The 24644-nt window shown below is 73.0% G+C and carries 27 protein-coding genes; 1 reads left to right on the plus strand and 26 read right to left on the minus strand.

Annotation, left to right across the window (positions count from 1 at the left end; genetic code table 11):
* Positions 1-65: 65 nt before the first annotated feature.
* The 13 genes from ABEA77_RS02860 to ABEA77_RS02920 all read right to left on the minus strand — a co-directional run bounded on the left by ABEA77_RS02860 (position 66) and on the right by ABEA77_RS02920 (position 13588).
* On the minus strand, positions 66-851 hold the full coding sequence (locus ABEA77_RS02860; protein ID WP_345640628.1) for an MFS transporter: 786 nt from the start codon (positions 849-851) through the stop codon (positions 66-68).
* Between the two features lie 75 nt (positions 852-926).
* Positions 927-2510 (minus strand): NUDIX domain-containing protein, encoded by a 1584-nt coding sequence (locus tag ABEA77_RS02865; RefSeq protein WP_345640631.1) that lies wholly within the window; start codon positions 2508-2510, stop codon positions 927-929.
* A 296-nt stretch (positions 2511-2806) separates the two neighbouring features.
* Entirely contained in the window at positions 2807-3520 is a 714-nt protein-coding gene (locus ABEA77_RS02870; RefSeq protein ID WP_345640633.1) for a SpoIIE family protein phosphatase, read from the minus strand.
* A 261-nt stretch (positions 3521-3781) separates the two neighbouring features.
* Entirely contained in the window at positions 3782-4609 is an 828-nt protein-coding gene (locus ABEA77_RS02875) for a 5'-3' exonuclease (RefSeq protein ID WP_345640635.1), read from the minus strand.
* The gene (locus ABEA77_RS02880; protein WP_345640637.1) at positions 4606-5979 is read right to left on the minus strand and encodes a glycosyltransferase family 4 protein; all 1374 of its coding nucleotides are present in this window, start codon (positions 5977-5979) and stop codon (positions 4606-4608) included. Before ABEA77_RS02880 ends, ABEA77_RS02875 begins: the two co-directional genes overlap by 4 nt.
* 23 nt (positions 5980-6002) lie before the next feature.
* On the minus strand, positions 6003-6776 hold the full coding sequence (locus ABEA77_RS02885; RefSeq protein ID WP_345641026.1) for a reverse transcriptase domain-containing protein: 774 nt from the start codon (positions 6774-6776) through the stop codon (positions 6003-6005).
* A gap of 23 nt (positions 6777-6799) precedes the next feature.
* Positions 6800-7906 (minus strand): glycosyltransferase family 4 protein, encoded by a 1107-nt coding sequence (locus ABEA77_RS02890; protein ID WP_345640639.1) that lies wholly within the window; start codon positions 7904-7906, stop codon positions 6800-6802.
* Positions 7903-8382, minus strand: coding sequence for a formylglycine-generating enzyme family protein (locus ABEA77_RS02895; protein ID WP_345641029.1), 480 nt, complete (start codon positions 8380-8382; stop codon positions 7903-7905). The genes ABEA77_RS02890 and ABEA77_RS02895 overlap by 4 nt, the downstream gene beginning before the upstream one ends.
* A gap of 191 nt (positions 8383-8573) precedes the next feature.
* Positions 8574-9404 carry a protein kinase family protein gene (locus ABEA77_RS02900; RefSeq protein WP_345640641.1) on the minus strand — a complete coding sequence of 277 codons (831 nt, stop codon included), beginning with the start codon at positions 9402-9404 and terminating at the stop codon, positions 8574-8576.
* Positions 9401-10255: a class I SAM-dependent methyltransferase gene (locus ABEA77_RS02905; protein WP_345640643.1), complete on the minus strand. Its 855-nt coding sequence runs from the start codon at positions 10253-10255 to the stop codon at positions 9401-9403. The genes ABEA77_RS02900 and ABEA77_RS02905 overlap by 4 nt, the downstream gene beginning before the upstream one ends.
* A 68-nt stretch (positions 10256-10323) precedes the next feature.
* Positions 10324-10983, minus strand: coding sequence for an HAD family hydrolase (locus ABEA77_RS02910; RefSeq protein ID WP_345640645.1), 660 nt, complete (start codon positions 10981-10983; stop codon positions 10324-10326).
* Entirely contained in the window at positions 10980-12599 is a 1620-nt protein-coding gene (locus tag ABEA77_RS02915) for a PEP/pyruvate-binding domain-containing protein (RefSeq protein ID WP_345640648.1), read from the minus strand. Before ABEA77_RS02915 ends, ABEA77_RS02910 begins: the two co-directional genes overlap by 4 nt.
* Complete coding sequence (locus ABEA77_RS02920) at positions 12596-13588, minus strand: hypothetical protein (RefSeq protein WP_345640650.1); 993 nt, start codon at positions 13586-13588, stop codon at positions 12596-12598. Before ABEA77_RS02920 ends, ABEA77_RS02915 begins: the two co-directional genes overlap by 4 nt.
* Before the next feature lie 159 nt (positions 13589-13747).
* On the opposite strand from ABEA77_RS02920, the gene ABEA77_RS02925 reads away from it, so the two are divergent.
* Positions 13748-14245, plus strand: a complete 498-nt coding sequence (locus tag ABEA77_RS02925) for an NUDIX hydrolase (protein ID WP_345640652.1) — start codon at positions 13748-13750, stop codon at positions 14243-14245.
* A 37-nt stretch (positions 14246-14282) separates the two neighbouring features.
* Here ABEA77_RS02925 and guaB read toward each other — a convergent pair whose 3' ends face one another.
* From guaB to ABEA77_RS02990, 13 genes are all read right to left on the minus strand, one after another.
* On the minus strand, positions 14283-15431 hold the full coding sequence (guaB, locus tag ABEA77_RS02930; protein ID WP_345640655.1) for an IMP dehydrogenase: 1149 nt from the start codon (positions 15429-15431) through the stop codon (positions 14283-14285).
* A complete protein-coding gene (locus ABEA77_RS02935) occupies positions 15428-16153 on the minus strand; it encodes a dTMP kinase (RefSeq protein WP_345641032.1) in 726 nt (241 codons plus the stop codon). Before ABEA77_RS02935 ends, guaB begins: the two co-directional genes overlap by 4 nt.
* Positions 16154-16176: 23 nt before the next feature.
* Entirely contained in the window at positions 16177-16848 is a 672-nt protein-coding gene (locus tag ABEA77_RS02940; RefSeq protein WP_345640658.1) for a 3'-5' exonuclease, read from the minus strand.
* Positions 16839-17948, minus strand: coding sequence for a DegT/DnrJ/EryC1/StrS family aminotransferase (locus ABEA77_RS02945; RefSeq protein ID WP_345640661.1), 1110 nt, complete (start codon positions 17946-17948; stop codon positions 16839-16841). The genes ABEA77_RS02940 and ABEA77_RS02945 overlap by 10 nt, the downstream gene beginning before the upstream one ends.
* A complete protein-coding gene (locus ABEA77_RS02950; protein ID WP_345640664.1) occupies positions 17945-18985 on the minus strand; it encodes a radical SAM protein in 1041 nt (346 codons plus the stop codon). The genes ABEA77_RS02945 and ABEA77_RS02950 overlap by 4 nt, the downstream gene beginning before the upstream one ends.
* A complete protein-coding gene (locus tag ABEA77_RS02955) occupies positions 18982-19644 on the minus strand; it encodes a thymidylate kinase (protein ID WP_345640667.1) in 663 nt (220 codons plus the stop codon). The genes ABEA77_RS02950 and ABEA77_RS02955 overlap by 4 nt, the downstream gene beginning before the upstream one ends.
* Positions 19641-20261 carry a GTP cyclohydrolase I gene (gene folE / locus ABEA77_RS02960; RefSeq protein WP_345640670.1) on the minus strand — a complete coding sequence of 207 codons (621 nt, stop codon included), beginning with the start codon at positions 20259-20261 and terminating at the stop codon, positions 19641-19643. Before folE ends, ABEA77_RS02955 begins: the two co-directional genes overlap by 4 nt.
* Positions 20258-20986, minus strand: a complete 729-nt coding sequence (locus tag ABEA77_RS02965; protein ID WP_345640673.1) for a WbqC family protein — start codon at positions 20984-20986, stop codon at positions 20258-20260. Before ABEA77_RS02965 ends, folE begins: the two co-directional genes overlap by 4 nt.
* The gene (locus tag ABEA77_RS02970; protein ID WP_345640676.1) at positions 20986-21669 is read right to left on the minus strand and encodes a PIG-L deacetylase family protein; all 684 of its coding nucleotides are present in this window, start codon (positions 21667-21669) and stop codon (positions 20986-20988) included. Before ABEA77_RS02970 ends, ABEA77_RS02965 begins: the two co-directional genes overlap by 1 nt.
* A 73-nt stretch (positions 21670-21742) precedes the next feature.
* A complete protein-coding gene (locus ABEA77_RS02975; protein WP_345640679.1) occupies positions 21743-22879 on the minus strand; it encodes a glycosyltransferase family 4 protein in 1137 nt (378 codons plus the stop codon).
* Positions 22876-23430, minus strand: a complete 555-nt coding sequence (locus ABEA77_RS02980; RefSeq protein WP_345640682.1) for a phosphoribosyltransferase — start codon at positions 23428-23430, stop codon at positions 22876-22878. The genes ABEA77_RS02975 and ABEA77_RS02980 overlap by 4 nt, the downstream gene beginning before the upstream one ends.
* The gene (locus ABEA77_RS02985) at positions 23427-23909 is read right to left on the minus strand and encodes a DUF6884 domain-containing protein (protein WP_345640685.1); all 483 of its coding nucleotides are present in this window, start codon (positions 23907-23909) and stop codon (positions 23427-23429) included. The genes ABEA77_RS02980 and ABEA77_RS02985 overlap by 4 nt, the downstream gene beginning before the upstream one ends.
* A complete protein-coding gene (locus tag ABEA77_RS02990; protein ID WP_345640688.1) occupies positions 23906-24640 on the minus strand; it encodes a radical SAM protein in 735 nt (244 codons plus the stop codon). The genes ABEA77_RS02985 and ABEA77_RS02990 overlap by 4 nt, the downstream gene beginning before the upstream one ends.
* Positions 24641-24644: the final 4 nt, after the last annotated feature.

The following is a 24644-nucleotide window of genomic DNA, read 5'->3' on the forward strand; positions in this document are numbered from 1 at the left end:
CCGCCTGAGTGCAACAAACAAACGAGCAGGTCAGGAGGGGTATCAACCAGTAAGCAACACTGTCGCTAAGCAGGAACAAACAGGTACAGCGCCCAGAGGGTGTTGAGCAGCCCGAGACCGAACGAGGTCGTGGCGTTGACCAGAGTCAGCGTCCACAGCCGGTCATCACCGCGCACGTACCAAAGGCCCTCGGCGATCTCACCGCGCAGCCGGCGGGTCTCGGGGCGTGCGCGGGCGGGCTCGGAGGTCTGGATGCGGGCGGTGCACACGGCGCTGATCAGGTAGGAGGCGACGTCGCCGAGCAAGGCCCGGGCGGGGCCGAGCAGCGCGGTCAGCGCGGCGCCGAGGTGGCTTCCGGCGGTCGCGGCGATCGCGAACAGCGCGCCGACCCGGCTGTTGCTCCGCTGGATCAAGGACCGGTCGACGAGGCTGGGCAGCAGGCTGATGGCCGCCGCGTCGTGGAGGACGCTCGCCGCCCCCTGCACCACGGCGACGATCATGAGCTGCGTGAGCGTCAGGGTGCCCAGCGCGGCCGCCACCGGCACGGTGGCGAGGACCGTCGCACTGACCAGGTCACCGGCGATCATCTGCCGGCGTTTGGAGTGCCGGTCAGCGAGCGCGCCGGCGTGCAGGGCGAGCACTGCGGGCGGGAGTTGTCCGAGGAACGCGAGCCAGGCGACCTGGGCGGTGGTCGCGTCCAGGTGGAGCACGGCCAGGACCGGCAACGCCATCTGCGTGATTGAGCTGCCGGTCACGCTCGCGGCCTGGCCGGTCAGGTACCGGCGGAAGTCCTGGTGCCGCCACAGCGAGGTGCCGGCAGCGGCAGAGGAGGTCTCGCCGCGGGGCGTCACAGCGCACCTCCTTGGTGATCCGGCATGGCGGGCATGGACTCGGCGGGCCCTCTTCCCACGGGTGTGCTCACGTGCTCACCAGCCCAGTTGGGAGTAGTGGCGGCCTTCGGAGATCGCGGCGATGGCGGTCCTGGTGTAGGGGACGATGCGCTCGGGAAGCGCGTGCTGCGGCCACCACTTCCAGGTCAGGCACTTGTCGGGCTCAAGGACCTTCGGCACCCCCTCCCACCGGCGGGCCTTGAAGACCAGTTGCATCAACGGCAGCACGCCCGCTGCATCGACGACGTGGGCGACGTGCGCGAGTTCCACGTCAGCGGGGTCGATGACAAGACCTGTCTCTTCCATCACCTCGCGGACCAGGCAGGCGAGGGCAGGCTCTTGCTCGCACCGACCGGCGGGGTAGTGCCAGGTGTCGCCGGCGTACTTCGAGTCGGGGTGACGCAGCCCGAGAAGCACCCGGCCTTCGGGGTCTTCGAGGTGGAGGTGGACTCCGATGCCGTTCAGGACCGCCTTGTTGCTGCCGTCCCACACGGGGGGAGCCGCGTCCGGGGCGATGCCAGGGGGGTTCTCGGCCGCGTGCCGGTGAATCAGGTCCCGGGTGGCGGCGTCGAGGCGTAGCCGGTCCAGGTCATCGAGGGTGAACCAGTGCAGCAGCACGCCCTCGTACAGCCGGAGCCGGTCGGTGCCGCGCCACCGGCCGGAGAAGACCTGGACGGGGACACTGAGACCGTCGATGCTGGTGGCGGCCTCCACTGCGTAGGGCGTCACGTCCTCGAGCCGGAGGTCGGGCACTTCCTCGGACAGCTCCCGCATCAGGGCGCCCTCAAGGCTCTGGTCGTCGTGCGTGCGGCCGCCGCCGAGAAGAGCGAATTCGCCCGACGCCCAGACGACGCCGGGCTTGTGGTCGCGCAGATGGAGCAGGTAGCGACCGGTCGCGTCGTAGATCAGCACGGAAGCGTTCACCGGCTCGGGCTGGCCGTCCAGCCGCGCTGCGAGGAGTTTCGCGCGCAGTGTCGGCGAGGCAACTTCCGCCTGCGGAAGCCACTGGGCGGCGGACCCCTCCTCGTCGGGGCGCGCAATCGTAGGGAGCTCCTCGTCGGCGAGGTAGAAGACGTAACGGATGTCGTAGTGGCGGTGGGCTGGTTCCCCGATGGGCGGGTGGGCGGCCTCGTCGTGGACTCCGATGTCGATGGGGGAGCCGAGCAGTTGCCGGGTCAGGCACAGGGCGTTCGGTGCGATCCCGGCCTCCTCCACCGTCGCGCGCAGAGCCGCGGCGAGCAGGGTGCGGTCCTCGGGTGCGATGCGGACGCCGGGCATGAGCACGAATTCGCCGGTAACCCGGTGCCGGAGGTGCAGGACCCGGCCCTGCCGATCGACGATGACGGCGCTGCACGTGATCTGCCCAGGCAGTGTCGTCCGGGCCGTCGCGTCGACGGGCCGGTCCAGCGCGGCAAGGAGCCCGGCCAGGGCTTCACGCTCGCCGGGGTGCCGACCGAGGTACTTCTCGACGGTCCTGCGGATCGCGGTGGAACTGGATGAGGACTGGTCGTAGCGCAGCCGGCCCCCGTAGAGCTCCCGCTCGGCGGCCGAGATGTTGTCCGCGGTTCCGGCCTTCGGGCTGCTCGCGCTCTTGTCGCTGCCTGGTTCGACTGACGGCAATGTGTCTGCCCCTCGTGGACGCAGTGGTGGCGGCGCAGTGCTCAACGACGCCGCATGATTTCGAGCACCTGTTCCTTTCGGACGGGTTATGCGCCCTGCAATTCAGCGATTTCCAACGGCGCCCGGCGCACCGACCCTTGCGGCGTAAGGGCACGCGGCACGCCGGGAGTTGTCCGAAACGCCGACGGTCGGGGCTGTCGCGATCGGTTGGCAGCCCGAGTTCGTTGCTGAGACGCCACCCTGGCTGCTCGGGCCGGTGCGCAGCCCCAGGCGCAGTGGCATGACACCGTGGCTGGTCAGTCGCGGACGAAGGCGGGCTCGTCCCTTCGGCGCAGCAGCACCACGACGGTGGCGTCGTCGCGGTAGCCCTTGTCGTCCGTGACGGCGGCCGCGACCAGCGCATCGGCCAGGGACTGCGGGTTGCCGGCGTGCGTGGTGCACAGCTCGCGCCAGGTCGCCTGATCCACCTGGTCGGAGACGCCGTCCGAGCACAGCAGTACCAGAGTGACGTCGTCGGGGATCTCGGCTTCGCGGCACGTTGCCGCGGACGCCTGGGCGAGTCCGAGCCTCGCCCAGGCGTTGTGGTGCTCGACGATGGGTGCCGGCACGTCCCCGTGCACGCGGAGGAACTCCCCCATGGTCTGGTCGGTGCTGAAGCGCGTGAGCTCGCTGCCGTTCCAGCCGTAGGCCCTGCAGTCGCCGATCCACAGAATCCCGGCGCGTCCCGGCTCGATGCGGGCGTAGACGGCGGAGACATGCGGCGGGCGGTCGTACGCGTGAGCCATCTGTCCGGCGGTGATGAGCCCGGCCAGGCCGCCGAGTCTCGCGCCGATGTGGGTGATGACCGCGGGTGCGATGCCGGCGTATCGGACGGTGTCGGGGTGGTGTCCGGCACCATCGACGACGGCGGCGGTGACGCGATCGCCGGTGCGCTGGACGTCATGCCCGTCCGCGCAGGGTGCTTCCGTCCCCGGCCGCTGGGCTGTGCCGATGATCACGGAATTGTTCATTCGTCTCCTCGAATGCGATGCGTGCTGCGCGGCAGGAGTTGCCAGCCGGGGCGGCCGGGGTGACGCGGGCAGAGGCTGCCCGCCGATGCGGGGAGCACGTCTCGACGACGCCACGAAGCGGATGTCAGTTCGATTTCACTGGGTGCGGGGAGTCTCAGGCCGCCGGGTGTGCCGGACGGGAAGCAGATCCCCGGTTGAGGTGCGCTGCTACGCGTTCGATCCGTTACCGGCCGGGGTCGGACGGCTTCCCGGCGGTGGAGGTCACCACAGTTCAAGGTCCTGCAGAAGAGCCGGAGCCCTGGGCAGGGGCGGCGTGGGCAATGCGGTGAGGAGGGCTTCGGGCAGGTCCGCCTTCCTGTCCAGCTTGATCATCTCCCGCCACTGCTGGACCTGTGCCCACTGCTCGCTCCAGGCCGGGCGCAACTCGATGTCAGGAATGTGCTCCAGGCTTCTTCCGCCTGCCAGGAGCTGGGCGGCTGTCTTCGGGCCGACGCCACGAAGACCGGGGATGTTGTCGGCCGGATCTCCGGTTAGCGCACGGTAGTCCGCCCACTGCTCGGCCCGGACGCCGTAGCGCAAGGGGATGTGGGTGCCGATGGTGTAGCGCCGTTCCAGGGCCATGCCGGTGTTGAGCAGGCGGACGCGACTGTCGGCCAGGAGCTGGATGTAGTCCTTGTCCGTGCTCATCACGTCGACCGGGCGTTCGCCGGCGCGCGCCTGCGTGGTGAGGGTGGCGATGACGTCGTCGGCTTCGCAGCCGCCCTGCTCGATCCAGCGCACGCCGCAGTGATCGAGGGCGGTCTTGACCAGCGGGAGCGACTCGATCAGGCCGAGGTCGGGTGCGGTGCGCTGGGCCTTGTAGCCGCTGTCGATCTCGGCGCGGGCCTGGGAGCCGTCTTCCGCGTCGAAGACGACGAAGATCTCGAAGCCGGCCGCGTGCTGGGCCTGTGCCTTGCGCAGGAGGGCGGCGAATCCGAAGACGCCGGTGCGGTCGATGGTCTTGTCGCGGTTGAAGATCCTGGCGGCGAAACCGAAGTAGGCCCGGTGCAGGAGGTTGTGGCCGTCGACCAAGAGCAGGGGAACGGTCATGGCGCGGCCTCCAGGGGATGGTGCGTGCTGGTGGGAGCCTGTGACCGCGGCGGACGGGCATCCGTGACCGGATGGTCGATGAGTGTAGTCATCGCGCCGTGGGATGGGCGCCAGAACCCGGCCAGGAGCGCGCCGAGGTGTGCGGCCGCGTCCCGCTCGGCGGTGACCTTGCGGTGCGCGGCAGCGCGAAGGGCGGCGCGCTGTTCGGGGGCGAGCGCCAGGGCGCGGCGGATCCCGGCGGTCAGCGCGCCCGGCGTGGCGGGGGCGTAGAGGAGCCCGTTGCGTCCGTCGGTGATCTGTTCCGGGAACCCGTCGATGGCCGGTGCCAGGACGACGGCGCCGCTGTGCCGGGCCCACAGGGCTGTCTCGAAGACGATGTTCGCGAGGGTCTCGCCGCGGCTGGGTACGGCGATCGCCCGGGTGGTCGGCAGGGCGGCGAGGGCGCGGGGCAGGGCGCGGTCGTAGCGGCCGATGATGGTGGCGTCGAGTTCGAGCTCGGCGCAGCGTCGGCGGTAGCGGGTGAGCAGTTCGGCCCGGTCGTCGTCGGTGGGCACGGCGATCATGGCCAGGTGGGCCTGGTCCCGTACGGGGGCGAACGCCTCGATGAGGAGGTCCAGGCCCTTGGTGTGGTCGGTGCGGCCGACGGCGGCGACGACCGGCCGGTGGACAGGGATGCCGTACGCGCGTACGAGGTGTTCCGCTTCGGCGGCGGTGGCCGGGGTGAGGTCGGCCGAGGCCAGGTGGAGGCCGGAGGGCCACGGTCGCAGCCGGGCGGGGTCGAGACCGTAGTCGGTGCGCAGGTGGGCGGTGAGGAACGCGCCGATGTCGGCCACCCACCCGCGGCGGCTGCGGTTGGCGGCGGTGACGGCCGCCTGCTCCCAGGCCAGGCGGCCGGGGTCGGGGTGAGGTCGTTCGGTGATCTGCGCGGTGGAGAACAGGGCAAGCAGCATGTCGACGTGGTCGTGCGCGTCGGCGTGGTGGGCGAGCCCGGCGAAGGGGGTGTCCACGCCGATCACGACGACCTCGTCGGCCAGTGTTGCGGCGGCCCGCGCTGCCCCTGCGGACAGGGCGCGCCAGGTCTCGGGCCGCCACAGGGGCTCGGTGGTGTCCCAGGGCAGGGGGATGACCCGGCCGCCGAGCCGCTCGACGATGCGCCGGGCGTGGGCGAGGTCGGCCGGGTCGTAGCCCCAGGTGGCCGGTCCCGCGTCGGGGACGGCGAGGTAGGGGACGAAGGCTCCGGCACGGGTGGTGACCTCGGCGTGGTGCTGGTCGAGGACGCCGAGCAGGGTCTTGGTCTGGCGGCCGATGCCGTTGGTGTTGTTGGCGATGCCGTTCACGGCGCAGTACAGCAGCGCGCGGCTGGCGGTCACGGGCTTCTCCTTCTTCGACGAGGTCATCCGGCGGCGTAGAGGTCTTCGGCGTTGGGGCGCCAGATCTTCGACTTCACGGGCGCGGGCTTCATGCCGTGTGCGTGAAGCAGGCCGACCAGGTGCCGGTAGGTGTTCTCCGCCTGGGGCAGGGTGGTGCAGAAGAGGGTGTAGTTGTCCGTCATGCGCACCGCCGTGTGACCGGCCAGCTCGAGGTCGACGGGGGTCATGCGCAAGTTGGTGAGCATGGGGGACAGGCCGCTGCCGGGAGCCAGCGGGTCCGGCAGGGCGGCCAGGATGCGGCGCAGCAGCGCCAGGACGCTGCCGTCGTGGACGAAACGGGCCACGGAGGTGATCGCGTCTTCCAGGGCGACGCCGGTGGAGGCGGCGGCGACATCGACGTCGACGACCCAGGTCCGTCCGGCGCGCAGGTGTCGGTCGGCGGCGGCCACAGCCAGCGGGCGTCCGGCCCGGGGCCGCCAGCCGTACATCCACGGCGGGTAGGCGTCGTGGTGCAGGACGGCTTCGACGGCGTTGCGCAGCGCGCGGTGGACGATGCGGTCGGCCACGGTCGGGATGACGACGGTGTGCTGTTTGCCCCAGGCGTCGAACTGCTCGATCCGAGGCGGTCCCGGCCGCCAGCTCCCGTCGGACAAGGCGGCGGATAGGGCGGCGATGCGCAGGGCCATGTCCTGGCGGAAGGCCCGCCACGTCATGTTGTCGGCGCCCGGAGCACCGCAGCGGCCCATGCACTGCCGGGCGGCCCGCTTCAGGGCTCGCTCACCGCTCACCTGTCCCATCAAGGAGTGCGCGGCCGGCCCGCTCATGTCCGGACCCCGGCGGTCGCGTCGAGGAACGCGCGCGCCACTGCGGCCGGGCGGTAGGCGGCGGCGCGACGGGGACCTTCCTGGGCGGCCGTGTGGTAGGCGATGCGGTCGCTGAGGAAGCCGGTGAGGTCACGCCACAGGCGGTCCGCGCCCTCCTCCAGGTCGGTCATCCGCCCGGCCGCGCCGACGAGGTCGGGCAGGTGGCCGAGCCCGTAGCCGACGACGGGCGTGCCCACGGACAGCGCCTCGGCGGCCACGTTGCCGAAGGTCTCCGGGCTGGTCGAGCTGACCACGGTGACCGCGGCACCGGCGAGGAAGGCGGGGACGTCCTGCCAGGGCATGCCGGGCAGGATGCGGACCTGCTCCAGCTCTTCGGCGAGGGCCTTGCACTCGCTGATCACGTCGTGCTGCATGCCGGGCCAGTACTCGAAGCCGGCTTCGGCGAGGACGATCTCCACGGGACGGGTACGCACCCGGGGGACGGCGCGCAGGAGTTCGGCGATGCCCTTGTGCGGTTCGGCTCGGGCCACGATCCGCACGGGGCCGTTGCGCCGCAGTTCCTCCCGGGCGGCCGGTGCCGGCGGGGGGACTTCGTGCAGCAGTGCGTTGGGGACCACGGCCCACGATGCGGTGTCGAGGCCCTGCCGGGCCAGTTCCCGGACCATGAACGGGCTGACCGTCACCACCCGGCGGGGCCGGTGCTCCAGGCTCTGCCGCAGGGGCGCGTCGGTGCGCGGCACGTGGACCATCAGCGCGGTGGCGGTGCCGGCGGGCGCCGGACTGAGGTAGCCCAGCCCCCAGACGGCGTCCACCCAGCACACCAGGTCCACGCGGTGTTCGGCGAGCAGGCCGCCGACTTCCCTGGTGACGGGGGCGGGGTCGGCGAGCAGACGGGCGAGGTCCTCTTCCACAGCCGGACGGGGCAGGGCCAGCGACTTCAGCCGTATCAGCTGGGCGGGGTCGCTCGCCGTGGCGGGTCCGGCGGCCACGATGAGCGTGGGGTGTCCGAGAGCGCGGAGCCCTTCCGCGAGTGCCGCGACGCTGCGTTCGATGCCCGCCGGCTCGTCGGGGTTGTGGGTCAGCAGGACGAAGGCGATGTTCACGTGGCTGCTCCGCTTGTCGGTGGGGTGTGGCGTACGGGCCGCAGCCCGATGCCGGGGGAGGACAGGTGACCGGGGACGTCGTTGGCGTGCGCGCAGGAGGCGTACTGGATCAGGGAGTTGTAGGAGCCTCCGCGCAGCAGGGCGATGCGGTCACGGCGCCAGGGCGCGGTGGTCCACTCCCAGACGTTGCCGGCGACGTCCCACAGGCCCTCGGCAGTACGACCAGCGGGGTGGGCGGTGACCGGTGTGGCACAGCCGGGTCCGAAGTCGCGGAGGTTGGCGCTGCCGGGCTCGGGCGGCTCGTCGCCCCACGGGAAGCGGCGCCTGCCCCGGCCGGCCATCCACTCCCACTCCGCCGAGGTCGGCAGCCGGCCGCCCAGGAGGGCCGCGAGCTGCGCCGCCGCCACCAGGGGCAAGCCGGTCACGGGAAGGCCGTCCTCGGCCAGCGGTGCCGACGCCCACCACAGGTCCGGCACGTCCTGGGCGGGATGCCACTCGCCCGCCGGGGCGCGGCCCCCGGATACGCGGATCCACTGCACGGCGTCGAGGCCGGCGGCTACGGTGGACAGGTCCCGGGCAGCAGGTACGCTCCCGGCCGGCGGAACGGGCCCGCTCACCAGCACACGCGGACTTGCCGGCCGTGAAAGACGGCCCTGCTCGGGCATCCTCACCACGCTCCATGAGCGTCGCCGGGCCCGGCGACGCGATCGAGCCGGGCCCGGTAGTGGAGCCACTGCTCGGCTGCGTCGGCCAGCCGCACGGCCCACGGGAACGGAGCCCGCTGAGCGGTCTTGGCCCAGGCGCGGGCGTTGACCGCCGCGTGCACGGCGACGCCTGCCGCGGGCGCGGACCGCCAGGCCGGCATGCGCCGCGCCCACCGGTCGGCGGACTCGGGGGTGTGGCCGGCGTCCAGCAGGCGCACGATCAGCCCGGCCACATCGACCCAGGCAGCGCCGACGGTCGGTGAGGCCCAGTCCACGATCCGCGCCCGGGTGTTCACGCGGATGTTGTCGGGGTTGAGGTCCAGGTGCAGCAGGTCCCTGCCCGCGAGCTGTTCCAGCTCTGCCGTCTCGCCGCCGGTGGTGAAGTGCTCCTGCACGGTGGGCAGGGCGAGGTCCGGTAGGGGGAGGCGGCCCAGGGCGGCGACGACGTCGGCGACCGGGTCCAGGTCCGGTGAGCCGGGGCCGAGGTCGGCGGACCGGCCGGGCACGAACTCGAAGACCAGCACGTCCCATCCGGCGGTGTCGACGTGCAGCAGAAGACGGGGGGAGACGGGTGTGACGTGCGGGTTGATCACGGCCTCGGTGCGCTGCGCCGCCCAGGGGTGGCCGTGCTCGGCGGCCTTGACGAACACCGTCCCCGCCGAGGTGTGCAGGGCGCCGGCCACCGTGGAGTTCATCCCCGTGGCGGCGGCGGTCCAGCCGCTGACCGGGCCGACGCGCGTTTCGATGGCCTTACGGGCCGCGGACGGCAGGCTCTTCCAGCCGAGCTTCGTCACGGTCGTTCTTCCCCGACTTCGCCGGGGCGCCGGCCGATCAGGAGATGGGCCTGGCTGGTTTCCACGAACCTGCCAGTGGGCTCCCACGCCTGCAAGGCTGCCCGCAGGTCCGCCTCGAAGGCTTGCCGGCGCTCGCCGAGTACGGGCAGGGAGGTCTGTGCCTGGGAGAACTGCCAGGCGACGAGCCGGTCCACGGTGAGATCAAGCGTGTAGTCCGTGGTGATCTTCGTCAGGTGTGCGAACGCGGAGGTGCGGAAGACGTCCTCGTGACTGCCCGCCTCGTCCCGGCTGGCCTGACCGGTGGGGCCCGCGCTCGCAGCCGGGCCAAGGTGACGACCTCGGATGCGGTTCAGCAGCGGCTCCCACGACGGCTTGGGGTGGCTGGGCCAGCGGTGGGACAGCACAGCGACGGCTCCCCCGGGCACCACGCGTTCGTCCAGGGCGGCCAGGGCCTGTGCGCGGGGAATCATCCAGTGGAAGGCGTCCCCGATGGTCACCAGGCAGACGCCGTCGAAGTCCGGCAGCTCGTACGAACTGCCCTGCCACCATTCGACGTTCGTGACGTCCCGCTCGCTGGCGATGCGCCGGGCCTCGTCCAGCATCTCCGCACAGGGGTCGACGGCCAGGACGTCGACTCCCCGCTCGGCCAGGGCGATCGCCACCGCGCCGGTACCGGTGGCCAGGTCCAGGATGCGCCGGCCAGGGAAGGCGGCGGCGAACCGCGCGCAATGATCGATCAGTTCTGCCGGATAGCCGGGACGGGCGCTCGCGTAGAAAGGGGCGGTCCCGGCGAAGACGCTGCCGGGTGCGCCGTAGGGGGCTGAGCCGGCACGAACCCGCTCGTGTTGCATGAACTGTCCTCGCTCTGATGTCGGCCTGGGGGTGCCGGTGCGGCGCCCTCAGGGTGTGGGGTGATGGTCTACTGCTGGTGGGGGACGAGCTGTCGCAGCCGGGCGACGGTGAGCGCCGGGTCGGTGGCGTGGATGGTCGTCATGCCGAGCTGCTGGGCGGGGACGAGGTTGGCCGGGTTGTCGTCGACGAAGACGCACTGGGGCCCCTGGAGCCCGAGCAGCTCCAGAGTCAGTTCGTAGATTTCCGGCTCCGGCTTGCGCAGCCGGTGTTGCTCGGAGAAGACCACGACGTCGTGGGCGCTCTCCAGAGCCCACGGCTCGTAGGGGTTGTGCGGGCTCAGGCCCATGGAGTTGGACAGGATCGCCGTGCGCAGCCCGGCGGCGCGGATCGCCGCGGCGGCCGCGACGACGCTCTCCTCCGGGCACAGGGTCGCCAGGGCCCGGCCCATGAGGTTCGTTCCGTCGATGCCCAGCAGCGCGGCGATTCCGGCGTTCCACTCCTCCTGGGAGATCTCGCCGCGCTCCAGCTGTGCGTAGAGCTGGCGTCCCTCCGGGTGGACGGCGACGGCGTGGAGGTAGGCGTCGTCCGGCAGGCCGACCTCGCGGGCGAAGTGGCGGGCGGTGTCGTCCATCGGCGTGGTGAGCACTCCGCCGAAGTCGAAGATCACAGCCGCGTAACCGGCCCGGGAGTCGGCCTTCCCGGAACGGTGGGTGGGCGAGGGGGTCATGAGGCGCTCCGTCCCAGAGGGCGTTCGAAGATCACGCGGTCGTCGGTGTCGAGGGTGACCACCCGGTGCGGGAGTCCCCCGGCGCGCACCGGCCACAGCACGGCGAGGCCGTTCGCGGTGCGCAACACGAATCCGGGGTGGTGGGCGGGCAGCGCGGCCGAGGGAGGCATGCCGTCGGGCAGCAGGACGCCCAGGGGCCCGGTCTCCTCGGCGGCGTCCGCGACTGCACGCGCCAGCACGCCGAGGTCGGCGCGGCCCGGGTCGTGCAGGACGAGGGTGGCGGCCCGGCCATCGCCGGGCGGGGTGTCGGGGATGGTGGTGGTCAGGACGGCGGCATCGCGGTAGGAGACCGGCCTCTCTTCCTGGCGCGGGGAGGGGACGGTGAAGGCCGGGCGTACCGTGCCCGCCGTGCCGTTCACCTCGACGACCATGCCGTCGGGAATCCGGTCCAGCGCTTCGGGCACGTTGGTGACGCACGGGATGCCGAGCTCGCGCGCGATGATCGCGGTGTGCGACAGCGGTCCGCCGGTGCTCGACACCACGGCGGCGGGGCCGCGCAGCAGAGCAGCGGCGGCTTCGGGGCCGAGAGCACCGCAGATGAGCACGGCACCCCCCGGGGGAGTGTCGGGGCCGAGGCGGGCAGCAGGTCCGGTCGCGATGCCGGCGACCGCCGCCAGGCCCGACCAGCCGTCGGCCGGGGGTTCGGGCAGCGCGCCGTCGTGGACCGGCCGGGTCAGCGGCCGGGCCTGCAGAACGACCGGCCCCTCAGCGGTGACGGCCCATTCCATGTCGATCTGCTCCAGGTCGAGCGCCCGGGCCGCTCCGGCGGCGAGGTCCAGCAGCTCTCCACGCTCACGCGGCGCGAGGACCGGCACGTCTGCCCACGCGGCGGGGGTGCGCAGGTGCAGCACCCCGCCGGCCGAGCCGGCGACCTTCGCGCGGGCGGCGGGCGCGTGCCGAGCGGCCGGCACGGTGGCCCACTCGCCGGGCGGCAGGTCGAGCTCCAGCCCGGTCCCGGGCAGATGGATGAACGGCTGAGCGCAGGAGACGACGGAGTCGACGGCCGCCGCGTGGCCGACGTGGATCTCCCCGGTCTGCGCCCCGCTCACCAACGGCTCGGCCAGGCCGCGCACCGCCTCGATCCGCCACCGTACGCACCGGCCCCCGGTTACTTGAGCGGCCAGGACGCCGGAGAGCGCGGGACGTAGGACGGGCTGGACGAGCACGGCCAGTTCGTCGTCGGGGCGCAGGCCTCGGGCGGCGGCGTAGGCGGTGACGGCCGGCGCGCGCACGCAGGCGCGCACCTGGCGGAGCGCCGCCAGGACCCGGCCCGGCGTGCGCGGGGTGATCACCGAGTCGTACAGGCCAGCGAAGGAGGAGGCGGTGCCGTCCTCGCCGGGGGCGGACGAGCGGGCGATCAGCCCGTACGGGGCGCGCTGTTCGGCCCAGGCCAGCACCTGTCCCACGGTGCCGGGCAGGTCGTTGTCCGCGGTGCCCAGGGGGACGACGGCGCTGTCCGGCACCGGCAGCCCGGCGTGCAGAAGCCGGCCGAGGGCGGCGGCCTTGGCCCCGGCGCGTGCCGGGTCGCATGCGGTGAGGGGGATCAGTGCGGTCACGAGGATGCTCCGGCGGTCAGGAGGTCGGCGGTGGTCAGCGTGGCCGGGTCGAGGTCCTGGGTCTGGCTCCAGCGGCGGACGGCGGCCAGGTAGGAGTGGCGCAGGACCTTGCGGCGCTCCTCGCTGTCGCAGGCCCAGGACAGGATGATCACGATGGCCCGCACGCGGGCGACGGCGTCCGGGTCGCCGGCGGCGGCCAGCAGCGCGGCGGCCTCCCACGCCTCGCGCAGTCTCTGCGCGCGCGCGCGGGCAGCGGTGATCTGCTCGAACTCGGCTTCGGGGTTCGGGCTCGCGGCCAGCGTCTGCACGAGGCCGGCCACCTGGGCGGGGTCTTCGTAGGGCATGGCTCGCGCGGCCGGTGTCCCCTTGCCGTAGAGCGTGCCGATGCGGGCGGTGAGGTCGGCGGCCGTGCCGCACAGTTCGGCTCCGCCCCGCACGGCGAGCGCGGCCTGGACGACGTCCTGATGCGCGGCGAGCAGATGACCGGTTGCCGCGGGCGTGGACAGGGCCAGCATGCACGCCCGCGCCCGTCCCTCGTCGCCGAACCGCTGTGTGAGGAAGGCTTCCCATCGGGACTCGGGGAGTAGCCAGTTCACGATGTGCGTGGACATCACCGGTAAGAACGCAGCGGTCGCCTCCGCCAGCGCCGCCCCGGCCGCCCCGGCCGCCCCGGCGGCAAGGGCCTGCTCGGCGCGGGTGAGGGCTGCGGCCGTCCGCTCGCGGTGGCCGACGGCGCGCGTGACGAACACCTGGGCCCGGGCGGGGTCGAAGAGGTGATCGGCCAGGCGTCCCACCAGTTTCTCGTGGACGGCGCGGTCGATGTCGACGATGCCGGGGCGGCGCAGTACCCCGTAGGGCGTGGGGTCGTCCATCCAGACGGCTGGCCACGCCATCAGCGAGGTGGTGTAGAGGTCGAACTCCAGCCGGGTGCTCGCGGAGCGGCTGATCTCGTAGTCCTGGACCACGAGGTGGCGCCACAGGGTGTCCATCGTCAGAGGCCTCCGTGCGTCGTGCTGCGCGCGCGGCGCGGCGGGGGGAATGTGGCGCGAATGCGTCTGGGCGCTGGGGGCGATGTGGAAGGCTCGGCGGCCTGATGAACGGCCGCCGGGTCGGCCGTACGGGATCGAGCGATGGGACTGCCCCCGCACATGAGCGACACCATGAAGATCAAGGAGCCCACGGCCAGCTCGTTCGTCTTCCGGCAGATGAACGGCGGCTGGCGGCTCGGGCTGATCTGGCACCCGCGCTTGGAGTGCTGGATGCTGCCCGGGGGCCATGTTGAGAACTTCGAGAACGCGGCAGAGGCGGCGGTGCGGGAGATCGAGGAGGAGACGGGATGGAAGGCCCGGCTGGTGACGGGCCCGGCCAGCGAGCTGCCCGCCGGGGCGCCGCACCCGCTGGTTCCCGCCCCGTGGTGGGTGCAGGAGCTGGACGTGCACCCCGACAACCACACCCGGCAGCCGCACGTCCACATCGACCACCTCTTCCTCGCCGTCGCCGAGAGCGATGAGCCGGCCGGAGAGCCGGTCCACGAGGTGCGCTGGTTCACGGCCGCCGACGTCGCCGAGCACGCGGACATCGCCGAGGACCTGCGGATCCAGGCCAAGGACCTGTTCGGGCGGGTCGCCGAAGCCGCCGCCCGCTGACCCCCGGCCCCGGCTTGAGCCGGTCTGAGGTCGGGGGTCACCGGGCGGTCTCGGCGCGGTAGTCGAGCGGGAGCTGCTCGCTGCGGCCCAGCGCGTGCGGGCGGCTCTCGGCGGCGCCCGCGGGGCTGATCTGGACGAACTCGGCCCGTTGCCGTAGCTGTTCGAGGGTGGCGGCCCCGGAGTAGGACATCCCCGAGCGCAGCCCGGCCAGGAAGGGGTGCAGGGTGCGCTCGAGGGTGCCGGTGGCCTCGTGCGTGCCCTCGACGCCCTCGGGCAGGTAGTCGTCGAGCTCGCCCTGGGTGACCTCCTCGCCCCGGGCCTGCTTCAGACTCAGCTTCATGCCGAAGGTCACGAACCCGGTGGAGACCTTGTAGCGCCGCCCGCCGTCCTCGACCGGACGGGCGGGGCTCTCGTCCGCGCCGGCCAGGGCGCTGCCGAGCATCGCGGTCCTCGCCCCGGCGGCGAGGGCCTTGACGAGGTCGCCGGAGTTCTTGATTCCGCCGTCGGCGATGACGCTCACACCGAACTCGGCGGCCGCCTCCGCGCAGTCCATGACGGCGGTCAGCTGCGGCACTCCGGCGCCGGCGACCAGCCGGGTGGTGCAGATGCCGCCGGGCCCGATGCCCACCTTGACGACGTCGGCGCCCGCCTCGATCAGATCGCGGGTGCCGGACGCGGTGGCCACGTTGCCGCCGATGACCACCACGCCCGGGTGGCTCTTCTTCAGCGCGGAGACCACGGTCAGGACGTAGTCGGCGTGCCCGTGGGCGACGTCCACGACGAGCGCGTCGACGCCGTGGTCGACGAGCATGGCGGCCCGCTCCTTCCAGTCGCCGGTGACGCCGACCGCGGCCGCCGCGCGCAGCCGGCCGTCGCCGTCGAGGGTGGCCGCGTGCGCCGTGGCCGGCACGGGGGCGTTCTTCACGGTGTCGAGCTGGGCGGTCTGCTGCTCGGGGGTGCAGGCGCGGTGCAGGACACCGAGACCGCCGGCCAGGGCCATCGCCGTGGCCATCCGTCCTTCGGTGCACCAGGGGGTGTTCGCGGAGAGCACGGGGACGGCCAGGTCCAGGCCGGGCGCCAGAGTGGTGGACAGGTCGGTGTGCCGGCGGCTGGTCACGGCGGTGCGCTGCGGGACCAGGAGGACGTCGTCGTAGCCGAGGGCGAAGCGGATCGGGCGGCGGGTCATGCCGGAACTCCTTCGAGAGCGGGGGCGGGCCAGGGCAGTGGGCGGGCGGTGGTGATCCAGTCGGCGATGCGGTCGGCGGCCGCCTGCGGGTCGGGCTGGGCGGCCCGGTCCAGGCGCCGGACGCGGGGATCGCCGGCGGTGAGCTCCTTGAAGAGGCGGGCGCAGCGTTCGTGGACGGCGCGCTCCTCGGCGCCGATGGGGCGGCCGTCGCGCCGTTCGGCACGGGTCAGCGCACGGCCGGTGTCGTCGGTGAGCAGGACGGTGAGATCGGGCGCCGGGCGCCAGGCGGTGGCTTCCCTCATGAGGGCGTGAGCCTGTGCGAGCGCCGCGGCGTCGTCGTGCGGGTGGAGGGCGGCGGCCTGGTAGACGGCGACGGAGTGCAGGCTGCGCCCCTCCAGGACGGTGCGCCCGGTGTGCAGCGGGACGCGGATGGTCTCGTAGGTGTGCAGCTGGACGGCCAGGAGCAGCAGCGTCTCGCTGGCCGGGCAGCCGCCGCGCAGGAACCGGTCGGCGCCGGCGGCCTGGGCGAGCGCGCTCACGATCCGGCTGCCGAGGTCGCCGCGCTGCCGGCGGCCGGAGAACTCCTCGACCATCAGCGGCTGGTCGAGGTGCTGCGCGACCAGCCGGGTGAGGTGGCTCTTGCCGATGCCGCTGATGCCCTCGAAGGACACCAGCACACCGCGACGTCCGGCGCCCTCGCCGCCCGTGGGATGGGGGTTCACGCTCAAGTCTCGTTCCTCGCGGGTCAGAACAGGGAGTCCTGCTGGGGGGCGGCGGCCTCGGTGTCGGCGCGTAGGGCCTTCGGCTCGATGCCGGCCACGCGGAGCAGGTCGGCGAGGGTGGACCAGCGGCCGGCGCGCGCTCCGTCGGTGACCATCCGGGCGAAGACGGCGCACGTGGCTGCCACGTCGGGCATGGCGCGGTGCCGTCCGGCGGGCGGCGGCATCCCCAGGTGGCTCAGCACGTCATCGAGCCGGTGGCGCGGCAGCTCGGGGTAGGCGGTGCGGGCCAGGCGCACGGTGTCGAGCATCGGCAGCCGCGCCAGGTTGGGGCAGGACGGCTCCTGGTCGTAGATCAGCCCGGCCTCGTAGGGGGCGTTGTGCGCGAACAGGACGTAGGGCGGGTGGGCGAGCAGCGCCTCCAGCGCGGCCAGCGCCGCAGCGGCGGGCTCGGCCTGCTGGATCATCGCGGCGGTGATGCCGGTCTGCGCGGTGTCGAAGGAGGTGAAGTGCACGCCGTCCGGGGGCCGGATGAGCCGCTTAAACCGGCCGTCCTCCCGCCAGGAGCCGTCCTCGGTGAGCTTCCCGGCGACGGCGGCGACCTCGATCGGCTCGGGTCGGCGTCCGGCGGGGTTGAGGGTCTCGAAGTCGATGCCCACGAACGTCTGCGCGAGCAGGTCGGGGTCGGTCAACGCCACTGGCGTGCCTCCTCGGTGATGATGCGCGCCATCTCGTCCAGGCGCGCGGTGGAGTGTCCTTCGTGGACAACGACGGCCAGCGTCGTGTCGAGGTCGGCACGGGCGGCCGGGCACGGCGCGAGTGTCAGGTCGTTCAGGGACGCGAGGCGGTCGGCGGTCGTCAGGCCGTAGGTGCCCACCGAGTTGGGCACGCCGCGTCGCGCCAGGCGGGCACAGAAGTCGCGGGGTCGCTCGAGGCCGATGCGCAGCAGCGGCGCGTACCCGTTCCAGTCGTGGCGCGGGCCAGGTTCGATCGGGGTGAGGCCTGGGGCGCCGGCGACGGCGTCGAGCAGGTGCCGGGTCTGCTCGTGCCGCAGCGCCAGGAGTTCGTCGAAGCGGGCGAGGTTGGCGCGGGCGATGATGGCGACGGGTTCGGGCATCCGGTAGTTGTGGCCCAGACGGCTGCCGGCCGGCTGGTCGGGGGCGGGCAGGAAGCCGTGGGTGGCGAAGCTGCGGGCCCGGGCGGAGAACGCCGCGTCGTCGGTGAGGAGGTAGCCGCCCTCCCCGGACCACAGCAGCTTGCCGTCCTTCGTCGAGAAGCAGCCGGCGTCCCCGAAGGTGCCCGCCCATCGGCCGTCGTAGGCGGTGCCCTGGGCCTGGCAGGCGTCCTCGATCAGCCGCAGACCCCGGTCGGCGCAGTAGGCGGTCAGGCGCGCCAGGTCGGCGCACCGTCCGGCCAGGTGTACGGGCAGGACGGCCTTGGTCCGGGCGGTGGTCTTGGCTGCGAGGTCGTCGAAGTCCAGCTCGCCGCCGGGGGAGTCCACCAGGACCGGGGTGGCGCCGGTGGCCCGGATCGCGGCGATGGTCATCACCACGCAAGCACCCGGCACCAGGACCTCGTCGCCCGCGGTGATGTTGTAGGCGGCGAGGGCGGTGTGCAGGGCCGCCGTGCCGCTGGAGACGGCGACGGCGTGCGCGGTGCCGAACCGGTCGGCGAGCTCGGTCTCGAAGGCGCGGGCGTGCTCGTCGCCGGTGGGGTCCGGGCTGCGGTCCAGGAGTTCGGCCATGCGGCCCAGGACGGTGGCGCGCATGGTGGCGGCCGGTGCGGTGGTCAGCGTCATGCTGCGCTCCTGGAGCCGGGGGTGAGGATGCGGGAAAATTCCATGAGCGGCCACATGTTGACGCACTCGTAGGAGGCCAGCGGGCAGTCGCTCGCGCAGGCGGTCGGCGCCGGGAACAGCTCGGCGGCGCTGTTCCCGCGGATGGTGCGGCGGGCGGCGGCCGGGGTGGCACCGATCCGCAGGGAGGAGACGCAGTCCCAGATCGCACCGTCGGGCTGGATGAAGTGCAGCGTGCGCCCGCCGAAGCATCCCTTCACCGTGGATGCGCTGCGCGGGACGCTGGCGGTGACCTGGCCGGGGTAGGAGCCGGCCGGCAGCGTCAGAGGAAGGCCGGCGCCGTACAGCTCGGCGAAGGCGGCGTTCAGCGCACTGGTGTCCTCGGGGCGCAGCGAGAGCTGCTCGTGGTGGAGGTGGTCGTCCTCCAGGGCGATGGGCTGCGGGACGTAGTAGTCGGCGCCCAGGTCGGCGGCGAACCGGCCCATCGCGGGGATCTGGTCGATGTTCAGGCGGGTGATCACGGTGTAGATCCCGATGCGGGGGCCATCGTCCTTGCGGGCGGCGACGAGGGCGCGGATGCCGTCGACGACGTCCTGCCAGCCGTGCTCGCCCTTGGGGTCGGGCCGCATCCAGTCGTTGAACGTCGCTTCGGTGGAGTCCAGGGAGACCGAGAAGGCGTCGATGCCGAGGTCGAGCAGGGACTGGAGCATGACCGGGCGGGTGAGCGGGATGCCGTTGGTGCAGACGACGACCTCGATCCCGGCGTCCTTGATGATCTTCAGGGTTTCGAGGATGCCGGGCCAGTTCAGCGGCTCGCCGCCGGCGACGAAGATCCGGCCGACGGCGGAGTCCTTGAGCGTGCGGGCGAAGGCGAGGACCTCGCGCCGCTTGAGGTCGTTGGGAGAGATGTGCGAGAGCTGTCCGACCTTGCTCGGGGGTTCGATCTGGTGGATCAGCGGGTCACCGAAGTAGCAGCTCGGGCAGGCCAGGTCGCACAGGCTGCGCAGCGACCACAGCAGGGTGATCGGCCGGTCGTTCACGAGGGGACTCCTGCCGGGGAGGTGAGAGCGCCGATCGCGCTCGTCAGGGCGGAAAGGGCCTGTTCGGTGGTGTGCTGGGTGAGGTCGAGGACCAGGTAGCGGCCCGGGTCCTCGGCGGCGATCTGCTCGTAGAGACGGGCGGCCGCGTGCGCGCGGCCGCGCTCGGTCCTCGTCAGAGGCCGGCCCAGGCGCGCGGACCACCGGGCGCAGCGGGTGGTCTCCTCGGCGGTGACCAGCACGGTCAGGTCGGCGCGCGGTCGCCACCGGTCGGCCAGGGCGAGCAGGCGCAGCGCGAGGGGGTAGGGGTCGTCGCCGGTGGGTTCGGCCAGGGTCAGGGCCTGGTAGACGGCGACGCTGTCCCCTCCGCGGTCCTCGATGGCCAGGGCCGCGGCGGGCATCTCCTCGCGGCGGCGTACGGTCAGGGCGAGCAGCGCGAGGGTCTCGGTCAGCGGGTGCCCGGTGCGCAGGAACGGGTCGCCGTCCGCGGCGAGCGCGGCGATGACCTGGCCCGGCAGCCGGTCCGGGGCGGCGTCGGGCAGCTCCTCCAGCAGGGCCGCGCCGTCGAGCCGGTCGCGCAGCAGCTGGGCGAGGTTGGTCTTGCCGACCCCGTTGGTCCCCTCCAGGGTCACCCACCTCGGGTGGGGTCCGGGCCGGGTCATCGCGCCGCACCTTTCGCGGCCAGGTCCAGGAACAGGCCGGCGAACGGCCCGCCGGGGGCGAAGTCGCCGTGGACGCTGACGGTGGTGGTCATCGCGCCGACGGCGCGCACGCCGCGGGCGCTCATGCACGCGTGGGATCCGGTGACGGCCACCGCGACGTCCGGGGAGCAGCTGACCTTCAGCAGGTCCTCGGCGATGCCGTTCATGAGGCGTTCCTGCAGCTGGAGCCGGTGCCCGTGGGCGCGGGCGATCCGCGCGATTTTGGACAGGCCCAGGACCCGGCCGCGCGGCCGGTACCCGGCGGTGACGGTTAGCTCCATGTTCTGGAGGTGGTGCTCGCACAGCGAGTGCACGACGATGCCGGACACGATGACGAGCTCGTCACCCCCGGCGTGGAGGGTCTCGTGCACGAAGGTGGTGTCGGTGCGGCCCGGGTCGTGCTCGAGGAACTCCGCCCACCAGCGGGCCACCCGCTGCGGGGTGTCCTTGAGCCCGTCGCGGTCGGGGTCCTCGCCCAGGGCCGTCAGCAGCTGCCGGTACAGGGACGCCACCTGTTCCTGGTCGATGCGCCCGGGCGCGGGCGCGGCGATCGCCTCGGCGGTCAGTTCGGTCGTCATGCGTGCACCTCGCGCGGCGTGGAAGTGAAGGGGGCGGTACGGGCGCCGGCTGTCAGGACGGCGCGGGCGCGGGGCCCTTCGTGCATTAGCAGGTCCAGGACGGACAGGCCGGAGGGCCTGCTGCGGGTCCGCCCGTAGGGAATGTGGTCGTATGCGGCGACCTCGATCCGGATGCCGGCCTCGTCCAGCAGGCCGGCGTCGAGGTAGGCGCCGGCTCCAGTGCCCACGCGCAGCACGTTGGCCTGGTGTCGGCGGCACAAATCCACCAGGGCGACGGTCTTGGTGCCGGACGGCGGCGCGCCGCTCGTGCGCACCAGCGTCACGTCCAGGTCGAGGGCATCGAGGATCAGGCGGGTGACGGCCTCATTGAGGTCGACCAGATGCGTCCAGGGCCGGGCGTACAGCTCCTGGAGCCGGTCGGCGAACCGGTTGAAGTGCGGGGCGCGCCGGTAGGTCTCGCTCAGCGTGCGCCAGTGCCGCTCGCGGAAGTCCGGCTCGGCGATCCTCACTTCGGTCAGCCGCTGCCCGAAGTCCCGGCGTACGGGGACGGTCAGCCGGACGGGGCGGCCGTAGCGGTCGGCGGCGGTGTTGCGATGCTGCCAGCCGCGCTCGGAGAACTGGACGTGGTCGAGCAGGACGAGCTCGCCGACGTCCAGCAGGCGGGAGAAGTAGCCGCACCAGGGCCAGTAGGCGGGCTGATGGGCGACCAGGACGCGGTCCCCCATCACGCCACCAGCCGGTAGACGGCCAGGAGCTCGGCCATCGTGGTGCCGATGCCGGATCCGGCCGCGGTGTCCAGGGCGCGGATGATGTCCAGCGACCGAGGGTGCGGGGCCTTCCGCAGCTGGCTGCCGTAGCAGGACAGGGCCTTGGCCTTGACCTCCCACACCGTGGAGGTGTCCACGGCGAGCGGCCGCGGTGTGGGCGCGGGCTGCGCCCAGGCGGCGTCCTCGGGGCCGACGTAGCCGAGGACGATCCTGGGGGCGTGCGCGGAGGGGCGGGCGGCGGCGAGCGCGGCCGCGTGCACGGCCCGGTGGTCCTGGTGGAAGGAGCCGGCGGCCGGGATGAGCAGGGCGGCCGGGCGCAGGGCGCGCAGGCTGATGCGGGGGCCGGCTTCGATGAGGTGGACCAGCTCGGCCATGTGCGCTGCCGGGTTGATGGCGGCGTCGGTGTCGATCCAGGCGGTGTGGTGGGAGGTGACGCCGAGGACGGTGCACGCCTCGCCGAACTCCGCGCTGCGGGTGTCCGGGTCGCTGCCGGGGTGGGTGCGGCAGGCGACGGCGAGGACGTGGACGCCGATGCCGGCGGCGGTGAGCCGGGCGATCGTGCCGCCCGCGCCGAGGGCTTCGTCGTCCAGGTGTGGCGAGACGACGAGCACGCCGTCGGCCGGGGTGAGTCCGAGGATCATCCGTCTTTCTCCTCTTGCCGTGGGAGCGGAACGGGGCCGCCCCGACCGGGGCGGCTGCACGGGGGTACTTCGGTCAGGGACGAAGGGCGATGCCGGCGGCGGCCGCGAGCTGCCGGACGACCTCGGCGGGGGAGTGGAAGGCGGTGCGCAGAACGGCGTTGCGGGAGGCAGCGTGGTAGCGGTCGGGGTCCTCCAGCAGCTCGGCGAGCGCCGGCCAGATGCCCTTGACGCCCTGGTCGGCGCTCACCATGAGTCCCCCGTCGCCGACGAGGTGGGGCAGGTTACCGATGCCGATCCCGACGACCGGGGCGCCGGTGGACATGGCCTCGGCTGCGGCGTTGCAGAAGGTCTCCGGCTCGTAGGAGGCGATGATCGTGGCGGCCGCGCCGGCGAAGAAGGGCTGGACCTCCTGCCACGGCAACGCGTCCAGGACCGTGACCACGTCGGGGCGCAGGCCGGCGGCGGCGCGGACGGCGGCGAACACCTCGTCCTGCATCCCGGGCCAGTACTCGAACCCGGCAGCCGCCAGGACGAGCTCGACCGGGCGGGTCCAGTCGGACGGCAGCGCCTGCAGCAGTTCGGCGAGCCCCTTGTACGGCTCCGCCCGGGAGACGATCCGTATCGGCCCCTGCGTGCGCAGCCGCTCGCGCTCCTTCTTCTCGGCGGGCCGGGCCGGGGCGAACAGGGCGTTGGGCACGATCGTCCAGGCGGAGGTGTCGTAGCCCTGCTCGCGGGCCTCGCTCTCCATGAACGGGCTGATCGGGCACACGGCCGTGGCCGCGGCGATCGCCCGGTCGAAGTAGTCGTCGCCACGGACCTTGTGGACCTGCAGGATCGTCGGCACGCCCGCGGGCGCGGCGTCCAGGTAGCCCAGCCCGTACAGGGCGTCGACCCATACAACGACGTCCGCCCGGTGATCGGTGAGGAGCTGGTGCAGCTCGGCACGTACGGGCTCGGGGTTCTCGAGCGCGGCGAGGATGGCCGGCTTGAGGATCGGGCGGGGCAGGGTCAAGGAGCGCAGACGGACCATGTCCGGGTGGTCGGCGTCCCCGGGCTCGCCCGGCCCGGAGGTGATGATCAGCGGGGTAATGTCGAGCTGGCGGCAGACCTCGGCGAGCGCGCCGACTGCGCGCTCGTATCCGGCGGGCTCGCCGGGCGCGTAGGAGAACAGCACGAAGGCGATGGTGCGGGGCGGGGCGGCGGGGTTCACGGTGCCTCCTGGGCAGTGCGGACCTGACGGGGGTGGGGCAGCGGCGTGCTCGCGGGCGGAGGAGGGGCCTCCCAGGGAAAGCGGACCCAGTCGGCGACCGGCCACACCCAGGTGTCCAGGGGGAAGGCGGCGCCGTCGTTGCGGCACAGGACGGCGGTGCGCGCGCTGACGCCGGACCTGGCGAGGAGGCCGGTGACCGAGCGCAGGGTGGCGCCGGAGCCGCAGATGTCGTCGACGACCAGGACCCGGCGGGCGGTACTGGTTGCGGCTTCCAGGGCGAGCTCGTCGACCTCGACTTCGCCGGTGGCCTGGAGGCCGACCAGGTCGGAGACGTTGTGTTGGGCCCGGATCTCGACGGCCGGGACGCCGAGGAGACGGGCCACCTCACGGGCCAGGGGCACCCCGCCGCGGGCAAGCCCGATCACGAGTTCGGGAGCGAAGCGCTCCTCGTGTGCGGCGATGAGGGCCGCGGCGGCGAGGAAGGCTTCCTGGCTCATGGCCCAGACCCGCTCGCCCTCGAAGACGCGGGCCCCGTGCGCGACCACGCTCATGCCGCCCACCCCCATCCGTCCAGCACGCGGGTCACCTGCGGCCAGTGCGTCACCGGATCGCTCACCAGGTGCACGACCGGCAGCGGCGGCAGCCCGAGCATCTGGAAGTACAGCGGCTCCAACAGCAGCAGAACCTCCTGGGACGGGGACCGCTCCAGGTGGCCGGCCAGGGCGGTGCTCACGATGTCCCGCTGGTCCAAGGCCCGCTCCGGCGTGAGCACCTGGTGGTAGGGGGTGATCGGGTCGTCGGCGCCCAGGAGGCCGTGGCGGGCGGACAGGATCAGGGTCCGGGAGCGGTACTCGGGGCGGCCGGCGATGCGCTCACGCAGCTGGGGGAAGCACCAGCCCTGGTAGAGCTCCAGCGCCGCAATGGGCTTGGTGCCGCCGCGTTTGCGCCGGGAGCAGCCGATCACCACGAGCCCGCCCGTCGAAGCAGTCGGCGTCGGGGCGGCGGTCCTTCCGGCCGTGGGCGTGGTCATCGGACCCCCAGGGTCAGGTGCAGACGGCCTGAGAAGTTGAAACCGTGGTCCATGACCTGCGCGACGATGTCCCGGCCGGCCGCGGTCCAGGCGGCGGACTCGTCACCCAGCGGCATGATCCACACCCGGTCGTGCGGGATCTGGTGGTCCCGGACGAGCCGGGCCGCCTCCTCGACGTCGGCGGCGTCGGCGGTCACGAACTTGAACGCCGCCTTCCCCTGCCCGGCCAGTACGGCGAAGTCGGCCAGGACGGCGGGGCGGATCCGGCGCTTGGCGGGGTCGGCCGCGCCCATGCGCCCGATCTTCGGGGAGACGCTGAAGTGGGCGATGCGGCCGGTGGTGAACTCGTTCGGGGAGATCGTGCCGTTGGTCTCGACGTGCACGTCCCCCGGCAGCGCCGTGAGCATCCGGTGCCACGCGGTGGTGCGCTGCCACAGCAGCGGTTCTCCGCCGGAGATCACGACGATCCCCGCCCCGGCTCCGTGTTCGCCGGCGGCCTCGACGATGTCCTCGGCGGTGCGCGGCGGACACGTCTGCGCCAGGTCGTAACGGGACGTGTCCCACGTCCGTTTCGAGTCGCACGGCGGGCAGTGCAGGTTGCACCGGCCCAGACGGATGAAGCACGCACGCCGGCCCGTGTACGGGCCCTCGCCCTGAGGAACGGGCCCGAAGATCTCCTGGACGGGGAGCCGGTCCTCCGGAACGGTGCCCGCGATCTGGAGCATCTCCATGCCG

Origin of the sequence: Streptomyces tremellae (assembly GCF_039540215.1) — a bacterium.
Classification (GTDB): Bacteria; Actinomycetota; Actinomycetes; order Streptomycetales; family Streptomycetaceae; genus Streptomyces; species Streptomyces tremellae.

Coding starts and splice junctions, on each gene's coding strand:
- ABEA77_RS02870 (WP_345640633.1), bottom strand. CDS start 3,520: ATGAACAATTCCGTGATCATCGGCACAGCCCAGCGGCCGGGGACGGAA.
- ABEA77_RS02875 (WP_345640635.1), bottom strand. CDS start 4,609: ATGACCGTTCCCCTGCTCTTGGTCGACGGCCACAACCTCCTGCACCGG.
- ABEA77_RS02885 (WP_345641026.1), bottom strand. CDS start 6,776: ATGGGACAGGTGAGCGGTGAGCGAGCCCTGAAGCGGGCCGCCCGGCAG.
- ABEA77_RS02905 (WP_345640643.1), bottom strand. CDS start 10,255: ATGCAACACGAGCGGGTTCGTGCCGGCTCAGCCCCCTACGGCGCACCC.
- ABEA77_RS02910 (WP_345640645.1), bottom strand. CDS start 10,983: ATGACCCCCTCGCCCACCCACCGTTCCGGGAAGGCCGACTCCCGGGCC.
- ABEA77_RS02920 (WP_345640650.1), bottom strand. CDS start 13,588: ATGGACACCCTGTGGCGCCACCTCGTGGTCCAGGACTACGAGATCAGC.
- ABEA77_RS02925 (WP_345640652.1), top strand. CDS start 13,748: ATGAGCGACACCATGAAGATCAAGGAGCCCACGGCCAGCTCGTTCGTC.
- guaB (WP_345640655.1), bottom strand. CDS start 15,431: ATGACCCGCCGCCCGATCCGCTTCGCCCTCGGCTACGACGACGTCCTC.
- ABEA77_RS02945 (WP_345640661.1), bottom strand. CDS start 17,948: ATGACGCTGACCACCGCACCGGCCGCCACCATGCGCGCCACCGTCCTG.
- ABEA77_RS02955 (WP_345640667.1), bottom strand. CDS start 19,644: ATGACCCGGCCCGGACCCCACCCGAGGTGGGTGACCCTGGAGGGGACC.
- folE (WP_345640670.1), bottom strand. CDS start 20,261: ATGACGACCGAACTGACCGCCGAGGCGATCGCCGCGCCCGCGCCCGGG.
- ABEA77_RS02965 (WP_345640673.1), bottom strand. CDS start 20,986: ATGGGGGACCGCGTCCTGGTCGCCCATCAGCCCGCCTACTGGCCCTGG.
- ABEA77_RS02970 (WP_345640676.1), bottom strand. CDS start 21,669: ATGATCCTCGGACTCACCCCGGCCGACGGCGTGCTCGTCGTCTCGCCA.
- ABEA77_RS02980 (WP_345640682.1), bottom strand. CDS start 23,430: ATGAGCGTGGTCGCGCACGGGGCCCGCGTCTTCGAGGGCGAGCGGGTC.
- ABEA77_RS02985 (WP_345640685.1), bottom strand. CDS start 23,909: ATGACCACGCCCACGGCCGGAAGGACCGCCGCCCCGACGCCGACTGCT.
- ABEA77_RS02990 (WP_345640688.1), bottom strand. CDS start 24,640: ATGGAGATGCTCCAGATCGCGGGCACCGTTCCGGAGGACCGGCTCCCC.